Origin of the sequence: Pseudokineococcus sp. 1T1Z-3 (assembly GCF_037482365.1) — a bacterium.
In the GTDB taxonomy this organism is placed as follows: Bacteria; Actinomycetota; Actinomycetes; order Actinomycetales; family Quadrisphaeraceae; genus Pseudokineococcus.
The window spans coordinates 79,775-103,484 of record NZ_JBBHZF010000025.1; the positions used below are offsets into that span (position 1 = coordinate 79,775).

The window sequence follows — 23,710 nt, forward strand, 5'->3', positions numbered from 1 at the left end:
CCCCCGGCCGGCGGCCGCCCCCCGCGGGCCCGTGCGCCGGCTCAGGCGTTCGCGACCAGCCCCAGCTCCATCGGGGACGCGAGCAGCTCGTGCCGAGGCAGCACGCGGACGGTGTAGCCGACCGCACCGGTGCGCCTGAGCGGGATCTCGCCGGCGTAGGAGTGCCGGCCGTCCTCCAGCGCCTCGACGTGGGTGAGGGTGACCGCGGCCGTGCTGACGAGCTCGTCGGCCTCGGTGACGCGGCCGTGGACCACCTGCACGTCGACGTCCTCGGGCGAGAGGCTGCCGAGGGAGACCCAGGCGCGGACGGCGAGGACCTCGCCGAGCTGCGGGCTGTCGGACAGGCCGACCGACTCGGCGTGGTCGACGCGCACGCCCGGCCAGCCGCCGCGGACCTCGTCGACCCAGGCGGCGAGGCGGCGGGCGCCCTCGTGCCCGCTCGCGGCGACGACGCGTCCGGCCGAGGCCGCCGGGACGTACAACCGCTCGACGTACTCGGCGACCATCCGGGAGGCGAGCACCTTCGGGCCCAGGGTGGTGAGTGTGTGGCTCACCATCTCCAGCCACCGCTCGGGCGGGCCGCTGCCGTCAGCGCCCGAGGTGTCGTAGAAGCGCGGGGCCACCTGGTTCGCGACGAGGTCGTAGAGCGCCGCCGCCTCGAGGTCGTCGCGCCGGTCGGGGTCCTCGACGCCGTCGGCGGTGGGGATCGCCCAGCCGTTCTCGCCGTCGAACCACTCGTCCCACCACCCGTCGAGGATGGAGAGGTTGAGCCCGCCGTTGAGCGCGGCCTTCATGCCCGAGGTGCCGCAGGCCTCCAGCGGGCGCAGCGGGTTGTTGAGCCACACGTCGCATCCCGGGTAGAGCGTCTGGGCCATGCCGATGTCGTAGTTCGGCAGGAAGACGATGCGGTGGCGCACCTCGGGGTCGTCGGTGAAGTGCACGAGCTGCTGGATCAGGCGCTTGCCGGAGTCGTCGGCGGGGTGGGACTTGCCCGCGATGACGAGCTGGACCGGGCGCTCGGGGTCCAGCAGCAGGGCCTTGAGGCGGGCCGGGTCGCGCAGCATGAGCGTGAGGCGCTTGTACGTCGGCACGCGGCGGGCGAAGCCGATGGTCAGCACGTCGGGGTCCAGGACGTCGTCGACCCAGCCGAGCTCGGCGGAGGTGGCCCCCCGCTCCAGCCAGGACGCCCGCAGCCGCCGGCGCACGTCGGCCACCAGCGCCGCGCGCATGTCGCGCCGGGCGGCCCACAGGTCCGCCGGCGGCACGTCGACGGCGCGCGGCCAGACCTCGGGGTGCGTCGTCGGGTACTCCCCCGCCACGGACTCGACCAGCTCGTTGAGGCGGCGGTCGACCCAGGTCGGCGCGTGGACGCCGTTGGTCACCGACGTGATGGGCACCTCGACGTCGTCGAAGCCCGGCCACAGGCCGTCGAACATCCCGCGGCTGACGGTGCCGTGGAGCATCGAGACGCCGTTGGCGCGCTGGGCCAGCCGCAGACCCATGACGGCCATGTTGAAGATGCCGGGCTGGCCGCCCGGGTAGCTCTCCGCGCCGAGCGCCACGAGCCGCTCGCCGTCGACGGCCGGGACGGCGGTCGTGACGAAGTCCCGCACCTGGCCCGCGTCGAAGCGGTCGATGCCGGCCGGCACCGGCGTGTGCGTGGTGAAGACCGTCGCCGCGCGCCCGGCCTGCAGGGCGGCCTCGAAGCCGAGCCCGGCGCCGAGGGCCTCGCCGATGCGCTCGATGCCGAGGAAGCCGGCGTGGCCCTCGTTGGTGTGGAACACCTCCGGGGCGGGCGCGCCGGACAGGCGCGACCACAGCCGCAGGGCGCGCACGCCACCGATGCCGAGCAGCATCTCCTGCAGCAGCCGCTTCTCCCCGCCGCCGCCGTACAGGCGGTCGGTGGTGGCGCGGACGTCGGCGTCGTTCTCCTCGACGTCGGAGTCCAGCAGCAGCAGCGGCACCCGGCCGACGTCGGCCTTCCACACGTGCGCGTGCAGGGTGCGGCCGCCCGGCAGGGCCAGGGACACGCGGCACGGGGTGCCGTCGGCCTCGCGCAGGAGCGTGATGGGCAGGTTGGCCGGGTCGAGCACCGGGTAGGTCTCCGTCTGCCAGCCGTCGCGCGAGAGCGACTGGGTGAAGTAGCCCTGCCCGTAGAGCAGGCCGACACCCGTGATGGGGACGCCGAGGTCCGAGGCGCTCTTCAGGTGGTCCCCGGCGAGGATGCCGAGCCCGCCGGAGTACTGCGGCAGCACCGAGGTGACGCCGAACTCCGGGGAGAAGTAGGCGATCGAGGCGGGTCCGCCGCCCTCCCACCCCGAGCTCGCGCCCTGGTACCAGCGCGGCTGGGTGAGGTAGGTGTCCAGGTCGGCCTCCGCGGCGCGGACACGCTCGACGAGGGCCGCGTCGCCGGCCAGCTCGGCGAGCCGGTCGGGCCCCAGCTCGGCCAGGAGTGCCACCGGGTCCTGACGGACCGCGTCCCACACGCCCGGGTCCAGGTCGCGGAAGAGGTCCCGCGTCGGCGGGTGCCAGGACCAGCGCAGGTTGAGGGACAGGCGGCCCAGCGCGGCGAGGGGCGCGGGGAGCGCGGTACGGACGGTGAACCGTCGGATGGCTCTCACGAGCGGGAGGGTAGCCAGAGCACCTCCCCCCACGGGGCGCCCCGCGCGTCCGTCCCGCGCGGGAGTCCGGCGGGCGGGGCTGTCGGTGCGGGTGAGCCGGAGCACCGCTCGTCCACGTGTGTGCCGCCGCCGCTCTCGGTAGGTTCGCCAGGTGCCGACCTCGCAGAGCCCCACGACCACCCGCAGCGGCTCCCCCGGCGCCGGGCGCACCAGCGCCGAGGGCGCGGCCGGCGGCCCCGGGACGCCGATGGACGCCGACGACACCACGACCGCGACCGCCGCAGCCGCGCCGGGGCCGCCCTCCCCCGCGCAGCGAGCGCCGCACTGCGTCACCGGGCGCATCCCCGTGACGGACCTGTCGCCGGTCGTCGACGGCGGCCGCTGGCCGGCCAAGGCGGTCGTCGGGGAGGCCGTGCCGGTCACCGCGACGGTCTTCCGCGAGGGCCACGACGCCGTGGCGGCGGAGGCGGTGCTCCTGCGCCCCGACGGCACCGAGGCCGCCCGCACGCGGATGACGTGCACGAACGCCGGCCTGGACGCCTGGCACGCCGTCGTGCTCCCGGACGCGACGGGCGAGTGGTCCTTCCGCGTCGAGGCGTGGTCTGACCCCTTCGGCACCTGGGAGCACAGTGCCGGCGTCAAGGTCGCCGCGCCCGGGCTGCCGGACGCCGACGTCGAGCTCGCGCTGGCCGACGGCGCCCTCGTCCTGGAGCGGGCCGCCGAGACGGAGGGCCGGACCCCCGCCGACGCGCAGCACCTGCGGGCGGGCGCCCAGGGCCTGCGCGACGCGGGGCGACCCTTCGCGGCCCGCCTCGCCGCCGGCACGTCCCGAGAGGTGCTCGGGGCGCTCGAGCGCCTGCCGCTGCGCGACCTCGTGACGACGACGCCGCCGGCGCGGCTGCTCGTCCAGCGGCCGCTGGCCCTGGCGGGCTCCTGGTACGAGATGTTCCCGCGCTCGGAGGGTGCCCACTTCGACGAGGGCGAGGGCCGCTGGGTCTCCGGGACGCTGCGGACGGCGGCCGAGCGGCTGCCGGCCGTCGCCGAGCAGGGCTACGACGTCGTCTACCTGACGCCGATCCACCCCATCGGGCGGACCTTCCGCAAGGGCCGGAACAACACCCTCGACGCCGGCCCGGAGGACCCGGGCTCGCCCTACGCGATCGGGTCCGAGGCGGGCGGGCACGACGCGATCCACCCCGACCTCGGCACCTTCGAGGACTTCGACGCCTTCGTCGCCCGCGCCCGCGGGCTCGGCCTGGAGGTGGCGCTGGACCTGGCGCTGCAGTGCTCGCCCGACCACCCCTGGGTGCGCGAGCACCCGGAGTGGTTCGTCCAGCGGGCCGACGGCTCCATCGCCTACGCCGAGAACCCGCCGAAGAAGTACCAGGACATCTACCCGGTCGACTTCGACCGCGACCCCGAGGGCATCTACGCCGAGGTCCTGCGCGTCGTCCTGCGCTGGGTCGAGCACGGCGTCACGGCCTTCCGCGTGGACAACCCGCACACCAAGCCCGTCGAGTTCTGGGAGTGGCTCATCGCGGAGGTCAACCGCGACCACCCCGACGTCCTCTTCCTCGCCGAGGCCTTCACCCGCCCGGCGATGATGCACACCCTCGCCAAGGCGGGCTTCCACCAGAGCTACACGTACTTCACGTGGCGCAATACCAAGGCCGAGCTCGTCGAGTACGGCGAGGAGGTCTCCGGCGAGGCCGCGGCCTACATGCGACCGAGCTTCTGGCCGACGACGCACGACATCCTCACGCCCTTCATGAGCCAGAACGGGCGGGCGGCCTTCGAGCTGCGCGCCGTGCTCGCCGCAACCATGAGCCCGACCTGGGGGATCTACGCGGGGTACGAGCTCGTCGAGGACGTCCCGCGCCCCGGCGCGCAGGAGCAGATCGACAACGAGAAGTACCAGTACAAGCCGCGCGACTTCGAGCGTGCCCTGCTCGAGGGCCGCAGCATCGGCCCGCTGCTGGCCCGGCTCAACGAGCTGCGCCGCGAGCACCCGGCACTGCAGCGTTTGCGCGGCACGGTCTTCCACCCGACCGACTCCGACCAGGTCGTCGCCTACACGCGGCACCTGCCGGCCGAGCACTCCCCCACCGGGGTCGAGGACCTCGTCCTCGTCGTCGTCTGCCTGGACCCCCAGCAGTGGCACCAGACCTTCGTGCGGCTGGACATGGCGGCGCTCGGGCTCGAGGCTGACGAGCTCGTCCGGGCCGAGGACGGCCTCACCGGCGGTGCGTGGACGTGGGGGCGCGACATCTACGTCGAGCTCGGGCCCGGCCGGCCCGCGCACGTCGCCAGCCTCGTCCGCGGAGGTGGCGCGTGAGCAGCCACTCCTCCAGCCCGTTCACCGGTCCCAGTCCCGCGGTCGGGGTCTCCCCGACCGGCGAGGGCCCCTCGACCGGCTCGCTGCCCGTCGTCGGGTCCTCGACCGGGTCGGCCCCGGTCGTCGCTCCCGCGCCCTCGACCGGTTCGACGCCGGTCGTGGGGCCGGGCGTCGGCGGCGGCGCCTCGGCCGGGGAGGACGCCGCCCTCGCGAGCGGCGCCGGCTTCTTCGGCGCGCTCGGCAGCGGCCTGTCCGACGACCCCGACTGGTACCGCAAGGCCGTCTTCTACGAGGTCCTCGTCCGCGCGTTCTCCGACTCCAACGGCTCGGGCTCGGGGGACTTCACGGGCCTGATCGGGCGGTTGGACTACCTGCAGTGGCTCGGCGTCGACTGCCTGTGGCTGCCGCCCTTCTACGCCTCGCCCCTGCGCGACGGCGGCTACGACATCTCCGACTACTACTCGGTGCTCTCGGAGTTCGGCACCCTCGCCGACTTCACCGAGCTGGTGGCGCAGGCGCACGCCCGCGGCATCCGCATCGTCACCGACCTGGTGATGAACCACACGAGCGACGCCCACCCCTGGTTCCAGGCCAGCCGCAGCGACCCCGAGGGTCCGTACGGCGACTTCTACGTCTGGAGCGACACGACGGAGCGGTACGAAGACGCCCGGATCATCTTCGTCGACACCGAGACCTCGAACTGGACCTTCGACCCGGTGCGCCGGCAGTACTTCTGGCACCGCTTCTTCTCCCACCAGCCGGACCTCAACTTCGAGAACCCCGCGGTCGGCGAGGCGATGTTCGACGTCGTCCGCTACTGGCTGGACCTCGGCATCGACGGCTTCCGCCTGGACGCCGTGCCCTACCTCTTCGAGGAGGAGGGCACCAACTGCGAGAACCTCCCCCGCACGCACGACTTCCTCAAGTCCCTGCGGCAGATGGTGGACCGCGAGTACCCCGGACGGATCCTGCTCGCCGAGGCCAACCAGCCCCCGGAAGACGTCGTCGCCTACTACGGCGAGGCCGACGACCCCGAGTGCCACATGTGCTTCCACTTCCCCGTCATGCCACGGCTGTACTCCTCCGTGCGCGAGGGGCGGGCGGCGCCCATCCTGGACACCCTCGCCGAGACGCCGGAGATTCCCGCGGGCGCGCAGTGGGGCACCTTCCTGCGCAACCACGACGAGCTGACGCTGGAGATGGTCTCCACCGAGGAGCGCGCGGCCATGTACGGCTGGTACGCGCCCGACCCCCGGATGCGGGCGAACGTCGGCATCCGCCGACGTCTGGCGCCGCTGGTCGACGGCTCGCGCGCCGAGGTCGAGCTCCTGCACGCCCTGCTGCTCTCGCTCCCCGGCTCCCCGTGCCTCTACTACGGCGACGAGATCGGCATGGGCGACAACATCTGGCTCGACGACCGCGACAGCGTGCGGACCCCGATGCAGTGGACGCCCGACCGCAACGCCGGCTTCAGCACCGCCGACCCCGGCAAGCTGTACCTGCCGACGGTGCAGTCCCTCGTCTACAGCTTCGGGGCGGTCAACGTGGAGGCCGCGCTCGCGAGCTCCTCCTCCCTGCTGCACTGGGTGCGGGCGCTGTTGGCGCTGCGCCGCCAGCACCCCGTCTTCGGCGTCGGCACCTACGTGCCGCTGCACGCGGACAACCCGGCGGTGCTCGCCTTCCTGCGCGTCGTCGACGACGAGGAGTCCGCCCGCAGCGGTCTGGAGCCCGAGACGGTGCTCTGCGTGGCGAACCTGGCCGCCGCGCCGCAGGCGAGCTCCCTGCGGCTGCCGGGGCGCGAGGGCCACGACCTGGTCGACCTGTTCGGCGGCGCGGGCTTCCCCCGCGTCGGTGACGACGGGAGGCTGCCCGTGACGCTCGGAGCCCGCGACTTCCTGTGGCTCGCGGTGGTGGACCGGTGAGCGCGCGCGCCAGGGCGGTGACCTCGGCGCCGGTCCCCGAGCTGGTCGCCCTCCTGGACACCTGGATGCCGGCGCAGCGCTGGTACCCGGCGAAGGGGTCCGGCGCCACGCACGAGCTCCTCGGCTCCGTGCTGCTGCCCCCCGTCGAGCCCGCGGGCGAGCCCTCGGAGGGCGTCGAGCTGGCGCTGCACCTGCTCGCGGTGCGCACGCCGGAGGAGACCGCCGTCGTGCAGGTGCCGCTGGCCCTGCGCCCGCAGGGCGCCGGCACGCCGCCCGCGGCATCCGTCGTCGGCGTCCTGCCCGACGGCCGCACGGTCGTCGACGGCGCCGCCGACCAGGGGCTGGTCGCGGCCCTGCTGGCCCTGATGGCCGACGGCGCCCGCTGCGGGGACGGGGCGGGCGAGGGCGCCGCCGCCGAGGGGCACACAGGTGCCGGCGCCCCGGTGGACCCGGGGGCGGGCTCGCGCCTGCTCGGCGGCGAGCAGTCGAACACGAGCGTCGTCGTCGGCGCCGGCGGCGAGGCCCCCTCGATCCTCAAGGTCTTCCGGGTGCTCTCCCCCGGCGAGAACCCCGACGTCGTCGTCGCGCGGGCGCTGTGGGAGGCAGGCTCGGAGCAGGTCGCGCGCCCGTTCGGCTGGGTCAGCGGCCGGTGGACCGACGCTGACGGGCAGGCGGTCGACGGCCACCTGGCCGTCCTGTCGGAGTTCCTCACCGGCGCCCAGGACGCCTGGCGCGAGGCGTGCCGCGCCGTGGAGGCCGGTGCCTCCTTCGCGGACGGCGCCCGCTCGCTCGGGCGCGCGACCGCGCTGGTGCACCGGGCGCTCGCGGAGTCCTTCGGCGAGACCCCCGTCACCGACGAGGGGCGCGCGGCCCTCGTGCGTGGCCTCGGGGAGCGGGTGCAGTGGGCGCTGGCGTCCGCGCCCGCCCTCGCCCCGCACCGGGAGGCCCTCGAGCGCCACGTCGCCGCGCTGGAGGACCTGCCCGGGCCTGAGGACCTGCCGCCGCTGCAGCGGGTCCACGGGGACTACCACCTCGGCCAGGTGCTGTCGGTGCCCGGGCGCGGGTGGGTCGTTCTCGACTTCGAGGGCGAGCCGCTGCGCCCCCTCGCCGAGCGGGTCCGCCCCGACGTCGCCGTCCGCGACGTCGTCGGGATGGTCCGCTCGCTGGACTACGCCGGCGCCCACGTGGTCGCCGGCCGCGACGACGAGGGGCTGACCGCCCGGGCCGCCGCCTGGACGGCCGAGGCGACCGAGGCCTTCCTCGCCGGCGCCGCTGAGGTGGACGACGACCCCCGTGCCCGCCCCGGCACGCTGCTCCACCGGGCCCTCCTGCTCGACAAGGCGCTGTACGAGGTGGTCTACGAGACCCGTCAGCGTCCGCAGTGGCTGCCCGTCCCGCTGGGAGCCGTCGAGCGCCTGCTCGCCGGCGATCCCGCCCCCCGTCCCGAGGAGACCCACGTGGCCGACCCCACCGCACCCGCCCTCGCCGAGGCCAGCAGCGAGGCCGCGACCGAGAGCAGCACCGGCACGCCCTCCCGCGCACCGGTCGACCTCGGCGCCCTGGACGCCGTCGCGCACGGCGCCTCGGCCTTCCCGCACGACGTGCTGGGCCCCCACGCCCACGACGGCGGCGTCACGGTGCGGGTCCGACGTCCCCTCGCCGAGCGCGTCGTCGTCCTGACCGCGGACGGGCGCACGGAGGCCGAGCACGAGCACGACGGCGTCTGGGTCGCCGTCCTGCCGTTCGAGCAGGTGCCCGACTACCGCGTCGAGACGACGTGGCCGGGCGGTGCGCCGGACACCGCCGACGACCCCTACCGCTTCTGGCCGACGCTCGGCGAGGTGGACCTTCACCTCATCGGCGAGGGCCGCCACGAGCAGCTGTGGACGGCGCTCGGGGCTCGGGTGCTGCGCTACGAGGGCGATGCTCTGGGTGACGTCGTCGGCACCGCCTTCACGGTGTGGGCCCCGCACGCGCGCGGCGTGCGCGTCGTCGGCGGCTTCAACCACTGGGACGGGCGCTCCCACGCGCTGCGCTCGCTCGGCTCGACCGGCGTGTGGGAGATCTTCGTCCCGGGCGTCGGGGACGGCGAGGTCTACAAGCTGGAGCTCCAGGGCCAGGACGGCGTGTGGCGGCAGAAGGCCGACCCGATGGCCCGGATGGCCGAGGTGCCGCCGGCCACGGGCTCGGTCGTCACCGAGTCCTCCTACACCTGGGGCGACGACGAGTGGCTGCGCCGACGGGCCGCCACCGACCCGCACTCCGGCCCGATGAGCGTCTACGAGGTGCACCTCGGCTCGTGGCGCCAGGGGCTGTCCTACACCGACCTCGCCGAGCAGCTCGTCGGGCACGTCACCGCCCTGGGCTTCACCCACGTCGAGCTGCTGCCGGTCTCCGAGCACCCCTTCGGCGGGTCCTGGGGCTACCAGGTGTCCTCCTACTACGCCCCCACCGCGCGCTTCGGCAGCCCCGACGAGTTCCGCCACCTCGTCGACGCGCTCCACGCCGCAGGCATCGGCGTCATCCTCGACTGGGTGCCGGGACACTTCCCGAAGGACGAGTTCGCCCTCGCCCGCTTCGACGGCGAGCCGCTGTACGAGTACCCCGACCCCCGCAAGGGCGAGCACCCCGAGTGGGGCACCCTCGTGCCCGACTACGGCCGCCCCGAGGTGCGCAACTTCCTCGTCGCCAACGCCGTGTACTGGCTCGAGGAGTTCCACATCGACGGCATCCGCGTCGACGCCGTCGCCTCCATGCTGTACCTGGACTACTCGCGCGAGGCCGGGCAGTGGATCCCCAACCGCTACGGCGGGCGCGAGCACCTCGAGGCAATCGAGCTGCTGCAGGAGTTCAACGCGACGGCCTACCGGCGCGTCCCCGGCATCGTCACCATCGCCGAGGAGTCCACCGCCTGGCCCGGCGTCACCCGCCCCACCGACGGCGGCGGCCTCGGCTTCGGCCTGAAGTGGAACATGGGGTGGATGCACGACTCGCTGGACTACGTCGGCGAGGACCCGATGCACCGGGTGCACCACCACCACAAGCTGACCTTCTCGCTCGTCTACGCCTTCTCCGAGCAGTACGTGCTGCCCATCAGCCACGACGAGGTCGTGCACGGCAAGGGGTCCTTGCTGCGCAAGATGCCCGGTGACCGCTGGCAGCAGCTGGCCAACGTCCGCGCCTTCCTGGCCTACATGTGGGCCCACCCCGGCAAGCAGCTGCTCTTCATGGGGCAGGAATTCGCGCAGGACCGGGAGTGGGCCGAGCAGCGCAGCCTCGACTGGTGGCTGCAGGACGACCCGGGCCACCTGGGCGTCCAGCGCCTGGTCTCCGACCTGAACGCGATCTACCGCGACCACCCGCAGCTGTGGGAGAAGGACTTCGACAGCTCCGGTTTCGAGTGGCTCGACGCCGACGACGCCGGGCGCAGCACGGTCGCCTTCGTGCGGCGGGACGCCGGCGGGCGTCCGCTGGTCGCCGTCGTCAACTTCGCGGGCACGCCGCACGAGGGCTACCGCGTCGCGCTGCCGCAGGGCGGGGCCTGGACGCAGCTGCTCAGCACCGACGACGCGGTCTACGGCGGGTCGGGCGTCGTCAACACCGGCACGCTGCAGGCCGAGGACGTCGCCTGGGCCGGTCGCGACCACTCGCTGGCGCTGCGGGTCCCGCCGCTCGGTGCGGTGTGGCTCGTGCCCGAGGGGGTCGACGACGCCGCCGCGGCCGCGGGCGTCGGCGCGGAGACGCTCGGCTGACGCGTCCTCTGCAGGGCTCTGGGGCGGGAGCGCCCGTCCCGTGGGCCGGCGGCCCTCTGGCCTCCGGGCCGGGCGTGCTCGACCTCGGTGACCTCACCGGCGCTGCGGCGGACGCCGCCGGTCTGGCTCGCCGCCTGGCCGCCGAGCTCGACGCGGCCCTCGCCTCCGGGGCTCGGCGGGTGCAGGCGGTGCACGCCGTCGCCGACGAGGCGGTGGCCTGGGTAGCGGCCCGCGGCGGTCTGCGACGCGAGGGTGTGCTGCGGGGTGTGGCGTGCGTCGGCGGCGAGGCCCCGCGCGACCTGGCGGTCGTGGCCTGGGTCGCCGGTGACCCGCTGCCGGCGCAGGACGGCCTGCCGGCGCTGCTCCCGCTCCTCGCGACGTCGCTGCTCGCCGCCGGGCTGGTGCTCCGCGACCCGGCGGGGCGGGTGCTGCTCCTGCGGACCTCCTACAAGGTGCCGTGGGAGGTTCCAGGCGGTCTCGTCGAGGAGGGCGAGGGCCTGCGGGCCGCCGCCGCGCGGGAGGTGGGCGAAGAGCTCGGGCTCGGCCTCGTCCCGGGCCGGCTGCTCGCCCTCGACCGGCGCAGCGCCGACGGCCGCCAGCCCGGGCGCCTGCTCGCGCTGCTCGACGGCGGCGTGCACGACGTCGACCTGCCGGTCCGGTGCCGCTTCCTCGACGGCGAGGTCCTCGAGGCGGCGTGGTGCACGCCGGCACAGGTGCGCGAGCGGACGGGCCGCGGGCTGGCGGAGCGGGTGGAGGCAGCGCTGCGGCAGCTGGTCTCCGGAGACCTCGCGCCCGCCGTCCTGCTGGACGGCGTGCCGGAGGGGTGAGGCCACGGCGCCCGCCCGTGAGTCAGCCGTCGGCGGCCCGGTAGAGCTCCGCGACGTCGATCTTGCCCATGCCCAGCATGGCCTGGAAGGCGCGGCTCGCCCGGCCGGGGTCAGCGGCGGTCCGCAGCTCCTCCAGGGCGTCGGGGACGACCTGCCAGGAGACGCCGAAGCGGTCGGTGAGCCAGCCGCACCGCGACTCCTGCCCGCCACCGTCCAGCAGCGCCGTCCAGACCCGGTCCACCTCGGCCTGGTCGGCGCAGGCGACCGAGAGCGAGACCGCCGGCGTCTGCGGGAAGGCCGGGCCGCCGTCGAGCAGGACCAGCGGCGTCCCCGCCACCTCCAGCTCGACCGTGGCGACGGCGCCCGAGCGGTCGGCGCCCGACCCCGGGTCGACGAAGCCGTCCGGGTACCGGCTCACCTCGACGACGCGTGAGCCCGCGAAGACCGAGACGTACAGCTCGGCCGCCTCCTCGGTGCGCCCGTCGAACCACAGCGTCGTGGTGATCGTGCGCCGGTCGCTCCTGCCCATGGTGCCTCCCCGCGACGGGGGCGGCTGGTCCGCCCCGACGCGAGGGGAGACCGTCGCCGGCGGCGGCGCTCATCGGCCACGACCACGACGCGCGGCCGACCGACCCCGGACGCGAGACGCGCCGCACCGCCGTGGCGGTGCGGCGCGTCGACCTCAGCGGCCGCGGCTCACATCCCCGCGCCCGCCATGCCGCTGGAGACGATGAGGACGACGGCCAGGATGCTGAAGATCAGACCGACGTACCCGATGATGAGCCCCGCCAGGGCGATGCCGGCGCCGCCCTCGCCGGTCTCCCGGATCTGCTTGCGGGCGATGTGGCCGCAGACGATGCCGCCGAGGGACACGAAGAAGGAGAGCACCAGGGCGATGATCGCCAGGGTGTTGGTCTTCTGGGCGGCCGGCGCGCCGGCGCCGCTGGCCGGCTGCGGGTGGGTCGACATCTGTTTCCTCCGGGGCGAGAGAGCTGGGCACGCGGTCGCGTCCCAGGACGATCATGCGTCACAGCGCCGCCGATGTCCGGCATATCGCGCCCACCACCCGTCCGACGGCGGCCTGGCCCGGTCGGGCCCCTGGGCGGGTCAGCGCTGGGCGAGGAGCCTGCGCGCCGTCGTCGAGTCGACGACGAGGTCGGTGACGAGGCCGGCGGCCAGCGCGGCGCCCAGCGCGACGACCTTGCCGCTGCCGGCGACGGCGCAGACCCGGCGGGGGATCCGCGTGAGAGCGGGTGGTGGCGGACCGCTGGAGCGGGCGTTGAGCGGGACGCCCTGCCAGCTGCCGTCAGCGCGGAGGAAGACGGTGCAGACGTCACCGACGACGCGCTCCTCGGCCAGGGAGAGCCGGTCGGCGTCCGTGAGGTAGCCCGCCGTGTACACCCGGCTCGGCACGCCGGCGTCGACGGTGCCGACGCCGAAGAGCGCGACGTCGCAGCGCTGCTGGAGGGCCAGGACGCCCTGGACGCTGCGCTCGCGCCACATGGCCCTGCGTGTCGCGACGGCGTCGAAGAAGGCGGGGACGGGGAACTGGTGCACCTCGGCCCCCCAGGCGGCGCCGAAGCGGTCGACCACCTCGCCGGCGTAGCCGACGCCCGAGCTGCGCGTGTTGGCCGCGCCGTTGAGCTGGACGACGTGGGCGTCGACGGTCGGGCGGGCGGGCAGGTGGCGGGCGACGGCGCTCGTCGTCGTGCCCCAGGCGACGCCGAGGACCATCCCGCTGCCCATGAGGTCCGCGAGAAGGGCGCCCGTCGCCGCGGCGACGGCCTCGAGCCGGGCGAGGTCGGTTTCGCCCTCGGCGGTGGGGGCGACGACGGCGTCCACGCCGAAGCGGTCGCGCAGCGCAGCCGCCAGCGCGGGTGCACGTCCGTGCACAGAGCCGACGGTGATCTGCACGACGCCTCGAGCGCGAGCCGCGTCGAGCATGCGCGAGACGGTGCTCCGCGACACCCCTTCCTCCCGCGCCACGACGTCCATCGTCACCCGGTCCAGCCAGTACCGGCGCGCCACCCGCTCCAGGTCGTCCTCGTCCATCCGGCACCTCCCCCGCCGTGCGCCGTCGCCGTCCGCACGGCGACCTGCCCGGTCGGGCGGCGACCTGGCCAGTGTGCACGTCCGTGCACACGGTGGTCACGACGAGCGCCTGAGGCCACAGTCGACGCACCGGACGAGGACGCCACAGGGGCGCGCTCCCCGGTCGACTGCGGGCCGACGGAGGTCTGCGCAGGAGGCAGCCGCCATGAGCAGCACCGCCTTGTCCGCCGCCAGCCGCACCGAGGCGCTGGAGCGGATGGCCACCGAGGAGCTCGACGTGCTCGTCGTCGGAGGTGGCATCACCGGAGCCGGGGCCGCCCTGGACGCCGCGAGCCGTGGGCTCTCCGTGGGCGTCCTCGAGCGTCGCGACTGGGCCGCCGGCACCTCCAGCCGCGCCAGCAAGCTCATCCACGGCGGGCTGCGGTACCTGGAGATGCTCGACTTCCACCTGGTCCACGAGGCGCTGCGCGAGCGGGGGCTGCTCGTGGACTCCCTCGCGCCGCACCTCGTGCACCCGGTGCCCTTCCTCTTCCCGCTCGAGAAGCAGTGGCAGCGCTTCTACATCGGCGCCGGCATCGCGCTGTACGACACGATGGCCGGGCTCGTCGGCCGCGGCGGCGCCGCTGGCCGGCGCACCGTGCCGCTGCACAAGCACCTGCTGCGCGGGGGCCTGCACCGCAGGTTCCGGGGCCTGCGCCGCGACGCCGCCGTCGGCGCCATCCAGTACTGGGACGCCAAGGTCGACGACGCGCGCCTCGTGCACGTCGTCGTCCGCACGGCCGTCGGCCACGGGGCGCTGGCCGCCTCGCGCACGCAGGTCGTCGGCTACCTGGAGGAGGGCGGCCGGGTCGTCGGCGTCCGCGCCGTCGACCTGGAGACCGGCCGCGAGATCGCCGTCCGCGCCCGGCACGTCATCGGGGCGACCGGGGTGTGGACCGACGAGATCCAGGAGCTGTTCCGCACGCGTGGCCTGGAGGTCAACGCGTCCAAGGGCGTGCACATCGTCGTCCCGAAGGACGCCGTCGACGGCGAGTCCGGGCTGATCCTGCGCACCGAGAAGAGCGTCCTGTTCGTCATCCCGTGGGAGACGCACTGGGTGATCGGCACCACCGACACCCCCTGGGACCTCACGAAGGACCACCCCGTGGCCACCGCCGAGGACATCGACTACCTGCTCGACCACGCCAACGCCGTCCTCACCCGGCCGCTCGGGCGGGAGGACATCCTCGGCGTCTACACCGGCCTGCGGCCGCTGCTGCAGCCCACGGCCAAGGGTGCGCTGCCGGGCGAGAAGGGGGCGGAGAAGGGCGGCAAGGGCGGCGGCGACCCGACGACCACGACCAAGGTCAGCCGCGAGCACACCGTCGCGACGCTGCGCCCGGGCCTGACGGTCGTCGCCGGCGGCAAGTACACGACGTACCGGGTGATGGCCCGCGACGTCGTCGACGCCGCCCTCGCCGACGTGGCACCGGGCGACCGGCCGGCCGGCCCCTCCCTGACGGCCTCCCTGCCGCTGGCGGGGGCCGAGGGCTACGGCGTCCGCTGGGCGCAGCGTCACCGCCTCGCGGCCGAGCGCGGCTGGAGCGTCGAGCGGGTCGAGCACCTCCTGCACCGCTTCGGCGGGCAGGTCGACGAGCTGCTCGCCCTCGTCGACGCCGACCCCTCTCTCGGCCAGCCGCTGGAGGGCGCCCCGCACTACCTGCGCGCCGAGGCGCTGTACGCCGCGACGCACGAGGGGGCGCTGCACGTCGAGGACGTGCTCACCCGGCGCACCCGGCTGTCCTACGAGCAGGCCGACCGCGGCACCGCGAGCGCCCGCGCCGTCGCCGACCTCATGGCCGGCGCCCTCGGCTGGGACGCCGCCCGCGTCGAGGAGGAGGTCTCCTCCTACCTCGCCCGGGTCGAGGCCGAGCGGGCCGCCGAGGTCGAGGACGACGACGCCGCCGCCGAGCGCCGGCGGCTGGAGGCCCCGGACATCCGGCCCGACGTCCCCGTGACGTCGGCCACCGCCGCCTGACCGACGTCCGCGAGCGGCAGCGGCGCCTTCCGGTGCCGCTGCCGCGGCCTCGCCCTGACCACCCTTCCTGACCGCCCCACCACCTGCCCCTGTCTGGAGACCGGGCCGACCCACCTGGTCGACCGGCGCACCGCCCGACCACCTGCACCACCACCGCTTCCGACAACGCCGTCACGAGGAGCCCTGCATGCCACCGTCCCTGCTCGACATCGTCCTGTCCGAGGTCCTCGGGACCGCCACGCTCACCCTGCTGGGCTGCGGCGTCGTCGCCAACGTCCTGCTCACGAGGTCCAAGGGCTTCGGCGGCGGCTGGTTGCTCATCACCTTCGGGTGGGGCCTCGCCGTCTTCGCCGGCGTCTACGTCGCCTTCGCCTCCGGCGCCCACCTGAACCCGGCCGTGACGGTCGGCCTGCTCGTCTCGGGCAACGAGTACGCACCTGGCGTCCCGGCAACCCTCCTCAACACCCTCGTGTACTTCGGCGCCGAGCTCGTCGGCGGCTTCCTCGGCGCGGTCGTCATGTACCTCGCCTACAAGAAGCACTTCGACATCACCGACGACGCCGGCGCCAAGCTCGGCGTCTTCTCGACCGGCCCGGAGGTCCGCTCCTACGGCTGGAACGTCCTGACCGAGGTCATCGGGACCTTCGTGCTCGTCTTCGTCATCCTCATGTTCGGCAACACGCCCGCCGGGCTCGGCCCGCTCGCCGTGGCGCTGCTCGTCGTCGGCATCGGCGCCTCGCTCGGCGGGCCCACGGGCTACGCCATCAACCCCGCCCGTGACCTCGGCCCGCGCATCGCCCACGCCCTGCTGCCCATCAGGGGCAAGCGCTCCTCCGACTGGGGCTACTCGTGGGTCCCGGTCGTCGGCCCGGTGGTCGGTGGTGCGCTCGCCGGTCTCGTCTTCTACGTCATGCCGGTGGCCGCCGCCTGACCGCCGCCTGCCCGCACCCGACCCCACCCCGAGGAAGGACACCGAAGTCCCATGAGCGAGAACACCTCCGCCAGCAGCGCCCGCTACGTCGTCGCCATCGACCAGGGCACGACCAGCACGAGGGCCATCGTCTTCGACCACTCCGGCTCCATCGTCTCGACGGGCCAGCTGGAGCACGAGCAGATCTTCCCGCGGGCCGGCTGGGTCGAGCACGACCCGGCGGAGATCTGGCGCAACACGCGCGAGGTCATCGGCCAGGCCCTCTCGCGCGCCGACATCACCCGGCACGACGTCGCCGCCGTCGGCATCACCAACCAGCGCGAGACGACGGTGGTGTGGGACAGGACCACCGGCGAGCCGGTCTACAACGCCATCGTCTGGCAGGACGTGCGGACGCAGCCCATCGTCGACCGGCTCGCGGCCGACGGCGGCGTCGACCGCTTCCGCGAGGTCTGCGGGCTGCCGCTCAACCCCTACTTCGCCGGCACCAAGATCATGTGGGTCCTGGAGAACGTCGAGGGCGCCCGCGAGCGCGCCGAGGCGGGCGAGCTCATGTTCGGCACGACGGACTCCTGGCTGCTGTGGAACCTCACCGGGGGCACGGACGGGGGGCTGCACGCCACCGACGTCACCAACGCCAGCCGGACCCTGTTCATGGACCTCGCGACGCTGTCCTGGGACGACGACGTCCTCGCCGCCATGGACATCCCCCGCTCGATGCTGCCCGAGATCCGCTCCAGCAGCGAGGTGTACGGCAAGGTCGAGGGGTCCAGCCTGCTGCGGGAGACGCCGATCGCCGGCATCCTCGGCGACCAGCAGGCGGCGACCTTCGGGCAGACCGCCTTCTCCCCCGGCGAGGCCAAGAACACCTACGGCACCGGCAACTTCCTCATCGTCACGACGGGAGAGGAGCTGGTGCGCAGCGACAACGGCCTGCTCACGACGGTCGGCTACCAGATCGGCGACGCCAAGCCGGTGTACGCGCTGGAGGGCTCGATCGCCGTCACGGGCTCGCTCGTGCAGTGGCTGCGCGACAACCTCGGCCTCATCGGCTCGGCGCCCGAGGTGGAGACGCTCGCGGCGAGCGTGGAGGACAACGGCGGCGTGTACGTCGTCCCCGCCTTCTCCGGGCTCTTCGCGCCGTACTGGCGGGGCGACGCGCGCGGCGCCGTCGTCGGCCTCACGCGGTACGTCACGAAGGCGCACATCGCGCGAGCGGCGCTGGAGGCCACGGCCTTCCAGACGCGGGAGGTGCTCGACGCGGCCAACGCCGACTCCGGCGTCCCGCTGGAGGAGCTGCGCGTGGACGGCGGCATGGTCGTCAACGACCTGCTCATGCAGTTCCAGGCCGACGTCCTCGGCGTCCCCGTCGTGCGCCCGCAGGTTGCGGAGACGACGGCGCTGGGTGCCGCCTACGCCGCGGGGCTCGCCGTCGGCTTCTGGTCCGACCTCGACGAGGTCCGCAAGAACTGGGCCGAGGGCAGGCGCTGGGAGCCGCAGATGGACGAGGCCGAGCGCGAGCGCGTCCTGCGGCTGTGGAAGAAGGCCGTCACGAAGACCTTCGACTGGGTCGACGAGGACGTCCTCTGACGCCTGCACGCCGTCCACGGGCGGCGGTCAGCTGACACCTGCAGCCCGAACGCCCGCCGTCGGACGCCCGGCCCCTCACCCGAGGAGCCGGGCGTTCGGCCCGTCCCACCCCTCGCTCCCCCGCGATGTGCGACCTTGTCGCGGACTCCCCCCGCGATGTGTGGCCTTGTCGCGGGGTCAGCCGCCGCAGGACTCCGCGTCAAGGTCGCACATCGCGAGTGGGCCGGACGTCGCGAGAGGTGGGGCGTCAGAAGAGGGCGCTGGCGAGGGCGCGACGGGCGCGCAGGACGCGCGGGTCGGTGGGGCCGACGACCTCGAAGAGCTCGACGAGACGGACCCGGACCTGCTCGCGCTCCTCGCCCGACGTCGCTCGGACGGCCGCGACGAGGCGGGCGAAGGCGTCGTCGACGTGCCCGCCCAGCAGGTCGAGGTCCGCGACGAGCATCGCGGCGTCGACGTCGGCCGGGTCGGCGGCCGCCGCCGCACGGGCAGCGTCGAGGTCGGCCCCGCGGGAGCGACGCAGCAGCTCGACCTGGGCCAGGCCGACGCGGGCGTCCTCGTCGGCCGGGGCCTCGGCGAGCGCGCGGCGGTAGGCGTCGGCCGCGGCGTCGAGGTCGTCGCGCTCGATGGCGTCGAAGGCCTCCTGGTGCAGCGGGGGCAGCGGCGGCTCGACGGCCTCCTCGGGCTGCCCCTCCTGCGCACCGACCTCGAGCCGCCCGGTGACGCCCTGACGCTGGGCCAGGTCCAGCAGCGCGTCGAGGTACTGGCGCACCTGGTCCTCGGGCAGCACGCCCTGGAACAGCGGCACGGGCTGGCCGGCGACGACGGCGAGCACCGAGGGCACCGTCTGCACCTGGAAGGCAGCGGCGATGCGAGGGCTCGCGTCGGCGTCCACCTCGCCCAGCAGCCACTGCCCGGCGTCCTCCTGCACCAGCCGCCGCAGCGTCGCCGTGAGCTGCTCGGCGCCCGTGGCCCGCGACGACGACAGCGCGATGACGACCGGCACGCTCGTCGACTGCTCGACGACGCCCTGGAAGGACTCCTCGGTCACCGTGACGACGAGGCCCGGGGTGCCGTCACCGCCGCCGGCCGCCGGAGCGGGCGGCGCCGCGGTCGGCTGCGGGCGACCGAGCCCGGACAGGTCGACGGCTCCTCGTAGGTTGAGACCTCCGGTACCCGCGGGGCCTCCCGGTCCGGCGCTGCGCTGGCTCATGCGGTGCTCTCCTGTCGGGGCTGCTCGTCTGGGCTTGGTCGTCGGGCTTGGTCGTCGGGCTTGGTCGTCTGGGCTTGGTCGTCTGGGCTCGTCGGTCCGGGCCTTCTCGCCTCGACCAGCCGTCGGGCTCGTCGCCGGCCCGACCGACGGCGCCCGTGCGCTGCGCACCGCCTCGGCACGCGCGCCGGCCGCGGAGATGCTGCCACGGCACGAGGCACCGCGGCACGGCGCAGGGAGCTAGCTCGCCTCCGCCTCGACGAGGACACGGTCGGCGCCCACCACCTGCACCGGCCCCGGCTCGGCGCCCTCCTCGGGTGCCGGCGGGACGGCGAGCGCGACGACCTCGAGGTACCGCGACGCGACACGCTCCTCGGCGTCCTCCGTCCCCGCGAGGGCCGCGACCGCCTCGGAGAGCGTCAGGACGGCGCCCGCCTCCTCGACCTGCTGGACGACCTCGCTGTCCATGACGCCGACGACGAGCGCTCCGCCGTCGGCCGTCGGCACCGCCGTGACGGAGCCCGGGCGGACCCCGCGGCTCGTCTCGACCGCGAAGAAGTCGACGGCCTCGGCGGCCGCGCGCTCGGCGAGGACGGCCTCACGGAAGGCGTCGTCGCCGAAGCGCGCCGCCTCGGCCGCGTCCGGGTCCTCCAGCGCTGCGGCGTACTGCGAGAGCGCCTCCTCCGGGGCGAGCGCCAGTCCCTGCGCGTCAGGGGCCAGCAGCGGGGCGCCGACCTCGGGCGCCAGGGTCTGCGGCAGCTCGGCACCCGGCAGCAAGGACGTCGTCGCGACGGCGCGGTAGGGGCTGCGCGCGTCGTCCTGCACGAGCACGACGAGCTGGGGAGCAGCCCCGGGAACCTGCGTCACGCCCATCCAGGTGCGAGGGAAGGTCGCCGCGGCCTCGGCGGGCGGCACGGCGCGTGCGGGCGCCTGCCCCTGCTCGGCCCCGGGCACGCCGACGGCGGGGACGACGTCGAGCAGGACCTCCCCGTCCAGGGGCGTCGGCCCAGGCGCCTCCTCCAGCAGCTCTTGCAGCCGGTACCGGGCCTCGCGCAGCTCAGCGGCCGCGCCCGTGACCCGCGGCTCGAGGAGAGCGACGTCCCGGGCGGCGTCGGCCTCCGCGGCGTCGGCGGCGACGGCCGCGTGGACCTGGGCCGCCCGCTCGGCCGTGACGGCCGGTGCGGCGCCGGCGACCTCCTGCGGCGCGGGCGCGGGCAGCGGCTGCTCGGCGCAGCCGGCGAGCACGACGGCGAGGGCCAGGCCCGCGCCGGCGGCGCCGGCGCGGCGGCTGGCGAACATGCGGTGGCTCATCGGCTCTCCTCCACGGCCCTGGTCGGCCGGGTGTCGTCGCGGGCGTCCGGGCTCGTCGGCTCCTGAGGTCCCGAGGCCGGTCCGGGGGCCTCGTCGCGGGCCTGCTCCAGCGCACGGTGACGGCGCGTGCGCGAGGTGCGGGCGTGGACGACGGCGAGGGCCAGCGCGAGCAGCAGCGCGGTGCCGCCGCCGACGAGCAGCGGGGTGGCGTAGGGCGTCACGACCTCCTGCGGCCAGGTGAGGGTGATCTCCTCGGGGGCGGCGCCCTCGCCGTCGGCCGCGGCGAGGACGAGCCAGCGCCCCTCGGGCACGTCCAGCTGCATCGTCGCGGTGCCCTCCCCCGTCTCGACGCGGGTCCAGAGGTCGGAGCCGGCGACGTCGGTCAGGTCCACCTGCGCGGCCGCGGCAGCCGGCGGGTCGACGCCGAGCGTCGTCTCGCTCGTCAGCCCGCCGACGACGGCGGTCGGCACGTCGGCGGTCCACGCCTGGACGTCCACCTCGCGGCCGAGGACGAGGACGACGGGGCCGCCGTCGGGGGACGTCGCCGTCACCGTGACCGGGCCGGGCCGGGTCTCCAGGACGCCCGGCGCCGTCACGACGAGCCGGGCCGGTGCGTCGCCGCCCGTGGTGGTGGTCGCGGTGGCGCTCACCTCGTCGTCGGGGAGCCACACCGTCCGCTGGGCGACGCCGAGCCCCACCGCGGCCAGCCCCACGGCGGCGAGCAGGGCCAGCGCCACCCAGCCCGCCACGGCGCGACGGCGGGCCGAGCGCACGGGCGGGGCGGCGCGGAGGTCGGTCTCGGGCACGGGTGGTCCTCTCGTCGGCGCGCGGTGCGGCCTGCGGGTCGGGGTCGGTGCTGCCGGCTGAGGCCGCCGGGCCGCGCGCGGTGGACGTGCGGACGCCTCGGGCGCCGACGGGCGCGACGGGTCAGGACTCGTCGGTCGTGCTGGCGAGGACGTCGGTCGGGCGGCCGGCGGCGGCCGAGCCGGCCCGGCCGAGGGCGTCCTCGAGCCGGTCGAGCTTGGCCTGCATCTCGCCCGCGCGACCCGCGGCCGCGCCGGTCCGCAGGTCGGCCTTGAGGACGAGCGAGACCCGGTCGCCGTGGCGCCCGACGGCCTCGGTGGCGCGGCGGACGACGTCCATGACCTCGTCCCAGCTGCCCTCGAGCGTGGTGAACATGCTGTCGGTGCGGTGCGGCAGCCCGCTGTCGCGGACGACCTGCACGGCGTCGGCCACCGCCGCCGAGACGGAGTCGCCGACCCCCGAGGGCGCGACGGAGAAGGCCACCAGCACGAGCGCCACCGTACCTGCCCCGTGACGGCCTCGTGACATGCCCGTGACCTGGGCGTCACCTGCTCGCACCCGGTCCCCCTAGGTTCGCGGGCGTGAGCGGTGACCTCGAGGGCCCAGCCCTATCGAGAGCCGGCGCACTGGGCGGGGTCGGCGACGAGTCGCTGCTGCTGGGCCTGGACCACGTCGGGGTGGCGGTCCCCGACCTCGACGACGCGGTCGCCTTCCACACGCAGCAGCTCGGGATGACGCTCGTGCACGAGGAGACCAACGCGGAGCAGGGCGTGCGCGAGGCCATGCTCGCCGTCGGGGACCCCACCCGCGGCGGCGCCCTGGTGCAGCTGCTCGCGCCGCTGGACGAGGGCTCGCCGGTCGCCCGCTTCCTGGACCGCCGCGGGCCGGGGCTGCAGCAGGTCGCCTACCGCGTCGCCGACGTCGACGCCGCCGCACAGGTGCTGCGCGGGCGGGGCCTGCGACTGCTGTACGAGCGTGGGCGGCGCGGCACGGCGGGCAGCCGCGTCAACTTCGTCCACCCCGCCGACGCGGGCGGTGTCCTCGTCGAGCTCGTCGAGCCCGCTCCTGCACGAGGCTGAGACGGCACAGGGCTGGGACGGCTCGGGGCTGGGCCGCTCAGCGAGGTCGGCGGACGGCTCGGCGCTCCCAGCAGGGGCGGTGCCAGTGCCGGCGGTCGGCGAGCGCGGCCTCGGAGCCCAGCAGCCCGTCCGCGGGCCACGCCACGACATGAGGGCTGCCGGCTGGCACCAGCTGGTCGCAGCCCGGGCACCGGTAGGAACGGCCCTCCGCCGCCGCCGGGCCGTGGCCCGTCACCACCTGGACGACCCACTCGCCGTCGCCGTGGTCCTCGACCCTGCGCAGGCCAGCGCCGAGCGGGCGGGCGCCGTCGCCGGAGGGGCCGCCGCCCCCGCGGGGCGCGCGAGGCAGGGGTCTGCCTCCGCGGCGGGGGCGGTTGCTGCGGGGCACGCCCCCATCGTGCCCGCGCCGGCCCCGCACCACGCCCCCAGCCGGCCACGCCCCCAGCCGGCGACGCCCCCAGCCGGCCACGCCCTGGGCCGGCACGGCGAGCACCAGCACCGACGGCAGCTAGGGTCGCCGCCCGTGAGGCTCGTCGTCGCTCGGTGCTCCGTGGACTACGCGGGACGTCTGACCGCCCACCTGCCCCTCGCGACCCGCCTGCTCATGGTCAAGGCCGACGGCAGCGTCCTGGTGCACTCCGACGGCGGCTCCTACAAGCCGCTCAACTGGATGAGCCCGCCGTGCACCCTGCTGACGACGCCGGCCGAGGGTCCCGCCGCCGAGGCCGGCGCCACCCAGACGTGGCGCGTCGCGAGCACCAAGAGCGACGACGTCCTCGTCGTCTCCGTCCACGAGGTGCTCTCGGACACGAGCGTCGACCTCGGCGTCGACCCGGGCCTGGTCAAGGACGGCGTCGAGGCCCACCTGCAGCGCCTGCTCGCCGAGCAGATCGAGCACCTCGGCAGCGGCTACGCCCTCGTCCGGCGCGAGCACCCGACGCCCATCGGCCCCGTCGACATCCTGTGCCGCGACGCCGTCGGCGGCAGCGTCGCCGTCGAGATCAAGCGGCGCGGCGACATCGACGGGGTCGAGCAGCTCACCCGCTACCTCGAGCTGATGAACCGGGACCCGCACCTCGCGCCCGTCGCCGGCGTCTTCGCGGCCCAGGAGATCAAGCCGCAGGCGCGGGTGCTGGCCACCGACCGCGGCATCCGCTGCGTCGTCCTGGACTACGAGGCGATGCGCGGCGTCGACGACCCCACCACCCGCCTCTTCTGACCCAGGCGACGACCCCGGACCTCCTGGCCCCTCTCCGGGA

18 protein-coding genes are annotated in these 23,710 nt (G+C 75.2%); 9 read left to right on the plus strand and 9 right to left on the minus strand.

From position 1 onward, the window contains the following. Positions 1-41: 41 nt before the first annotated feature. Positions 42-2,621: an alpha-glucan family phosphorylase gene (gene glgP, locus WDV86_RS11060; protein WP_339567691.1), complete on the minus strand. Its 2,580-nt coding sequence runs from the start codon at positions 2,619-2,621 to the stop codon at positions 42-44. A 247-nt stretch (positions 2,622-2,868) separates the two neighbouring features. On the opposite strand from glgP, the gene WDV86_RS11065 reads away from it, so the two are divergent. The 4 genes from WDV86_RS11065 (at position 2,869) to WDV86_RS11080 (ending at position 11,457) form a co-directional block, all read left to right on the plus strand. Beyond that, positions 2,869-4,956, plus strand: a complete 2,088-nt coding sequence (locus WDV86_RS11065; protein WP_445263046.1) for an alpha-1,4-glucan--maltose-1-phosphate maltosyltransferase — start codon at positions 2,869-2,871, stop codon at positions 4,954-4,956. A 248-nt stretch (positions 4,957-5,204) separates the two neighbouring features. Beyond that, complete coding sequence (gene treS / locus WDV86_RS11070) at positions 5,205-6,878, plus strand: maltose alpha-D-glucosyltransferase (RefSeq protein WP_445263047.1); 1,674 nt, start codon at positions 5,205-5,207, stop codon at positions 6,876-6,878. Then, a complete protein-coding gene (gene glgB, locus WDV86_RS11075) occupies positions 6,875-10,630 on the plus strand; it encodes a 1,4-alpha-glucan branching protein GlgB (protein WP_339567694.1) in 3,756 nt (1,251 codons plus the stop codon). Before treS ends, glgB begins: the two co-directional genes overlap by 4 nt. Positions 10,631-10,704: 74 nt before the next feature. Beyond that, positions 10,705-11,457, plus strand: coding sequence for an NUDIX hydrolase (locus WDV86_RS11080; protein ID WP_339567695.1), 753 nt, complete (start codon positions 10,705-10,707; stop codon positions 11,455-11,457). Positions 11,458-11,479: 22 nt separating this feature from the next. Here WDV86_RS11080 and WDV86_RS11085 read toward each other — a convergent pair whose 3' ends face one another. The 3 genes from WDV86_RS11085 to WDV86_RS11095 all read right to left on the minus strand — a co-directional run bounded on the left by WDV86_RS11085 (position 11,480) and on the right by WDV86_RS11095 (position 13,509). Next, positions 11,480-11,986, minus strand: a complete 507-nt coding sequence (locus WDV86_RS11085) for a VOC family protein (protein ID WP_339567696.1) — start codon at positions 11,984-11,986, stop codon at positions 11,480-11,482. A gap of 167 nt (positions 11,987-12,153) precedes the next feature. Next, positions 12,154-12,426, minus strand: a complete 273-nt coding sequence (locus WDV86_RS11090; protein WP_339567697.1) for a DUF4190 domain-containing protein — start codon at positions 12,424-12,426, stop codon at positions 12,154-12,156. A gap of 138 nt (positions 12,427-12,564) precedes the next feature. Continuing rightward, complete coding sequence (locus WDV86_RS11095) at positions 12,565-13,509, minus strand: sugar-binding transcriptional regulator (RefSeq protein ID WP_339567698.1); 945 nt, start codon at positions 13,507-13,509, stop codon at positions 12,565-12,567. A gap of 205 nt (positions 13,510-13,714) precedes the next feature. On the opposite strand from WDV86_RS11095, the gene WDV86_RS11100 reads away from it, so the two are divergent. The 3 genes from WDV86_RS11100 (at position 13,715) to glpK (ending at position 18,047) form a co-directional block, all read left to right on the plus strand. After that, on the plus strand, positions 13,715-15,526 hold the full coding sequence (locus WDV86_RS11100; protein ID WP_339567699.1) for a glycerol-3-phosphate dehydrogenase/oxidase: 1,812 nt from the start codon (positions 13,715-13,717) through the stop codon (positions 15,524-15,526). A gap of 187 nt (positions 15,527-15,713) precedes the next feature. After that, complete coding sequence (locus WDV86_RS11105) at positions 15,714-16,457, plus strand: MIP/aquaporin family protein (protein ID WP_339567700.1); 744 nt, start codon at positions 15,714-15,716, stop codon at positions 16,455-16,457. Between the two features lie 51 nt (positions 16,458-16,508). Continuing rightward, positions 16,509-18,047, plus strand: coding sequence for a glycerol kinase GlpK (glpK, locus tag WDV86_RS11110; RefSeq protein ID WP_339567701.1), 1,539 nt, complete (start codon positions 16,509-16,511; stop codon positions 18,045-18,047). Positions 18,048-18,294: 247 nt separating this feature from the next. Here the strand turns inward: glpK and WDV86_RS11115 are convergent, their stop codons facing one another. From WDV86_RS11115 to WDV86_RS11130, 4 genes are all read right to left on the minus strand, one after another. Next, positions 18,295-19,260 carry a tetratricopeptide repeat protein gene (locus WDV86_RS11115; protein WP_339567702.1) on the minus strand — a complete coding sequence of 322 codons (966 nt, stop codon included), beginning with the start codon at positions 19,258-19,260 and terminating at the stop codon, positions 18,295-18,297. 237 nt (positions 19,261-19,497) lie between these two features. Beyond that, the gene (locus WDV86_RS11120) at positions 19,498-20,568 is read right to left on the minus strand and encodes a hypothetical protein (protein ID WP_339567703.1); all 1,071 of its coding nucleotides are present in this window, start codon (positions 20,566-20,568) and stop codon (positions 19,498-19,500) included. Continuing rightward, a complete protein-coding gene (locus WDV86_RS11125; RefSeq protein WP_339567704.1) occupies positions 20,565-21,374 on the minus strand; it encodes a hypothetical protein in 810 nt (269 codons plus the stop codon). The genes WDV86_RS11120 and WDV86_RS11125 overlap by 4 nt, the downstream gene beginning before the upstream one ends. A gap of 121 nt (positions 21,375-21,495) precedes the next feature. Next, a complete protein-coding gene (locus tag WDV86_RS11130; RefSeq protein ID WP_339567705.1) occupies positions 21,496-21,861 on the minus strand; it encodes a thiamine-binding protein in 366 nt (121 codons plus the stop codon). A 137-nt stretch (positions 21,862-21,998) separates the two neighbouring features. Between WDV86_RS11130 and mce the strand changes: the two genes are divergently transcribed. Continuing rightward, positions 21,999-22,451 carry a methylmalonyl-CoA epimerase gene (gene mce, locus WDV86_RS11135; RefSeq protein ID WP_445263048.1) on the plus strand — a complete coding sequence of 151 codons (453 nt, stop codon included), beginning with the start codon at positions 21,999-22,001 and terminating at the stop codon, positions 22,449-22,451. 37 nt (positions 22,452-22,488) lie between these two features. Here the strand turns inward: mce and WDV86_RS11140 are convergent, their stop codons facing one another. After that, positions 22,489-22,839: a hypothetical protein gene (locus WDV86_RS11140; protein WP_339567707.1), complete on the minus strand. Its 351-nt coding sequence runs from the start codon at positions 22,837-22,839 to the stop codon at positions 22,489-22,491. Between the two features lie 135 nt (positions 22,840-22,974). On the opposite strand from WDV86_RS11140, the gene nucS reads away from it, so the two are divergent. Then, positions 22,975-23,670, plus strand: a complete 696-nt coding sequence (gene nucS / locus WDV86_RS11145; RefSeq protein ID WP_339567708.1) for an endonuclease NucS — start codon at positions 22,975-22,977, stop codon at positions 23,668-23,670. Positions 23,671-23,710: the final 40 nt, after the last annotated feature.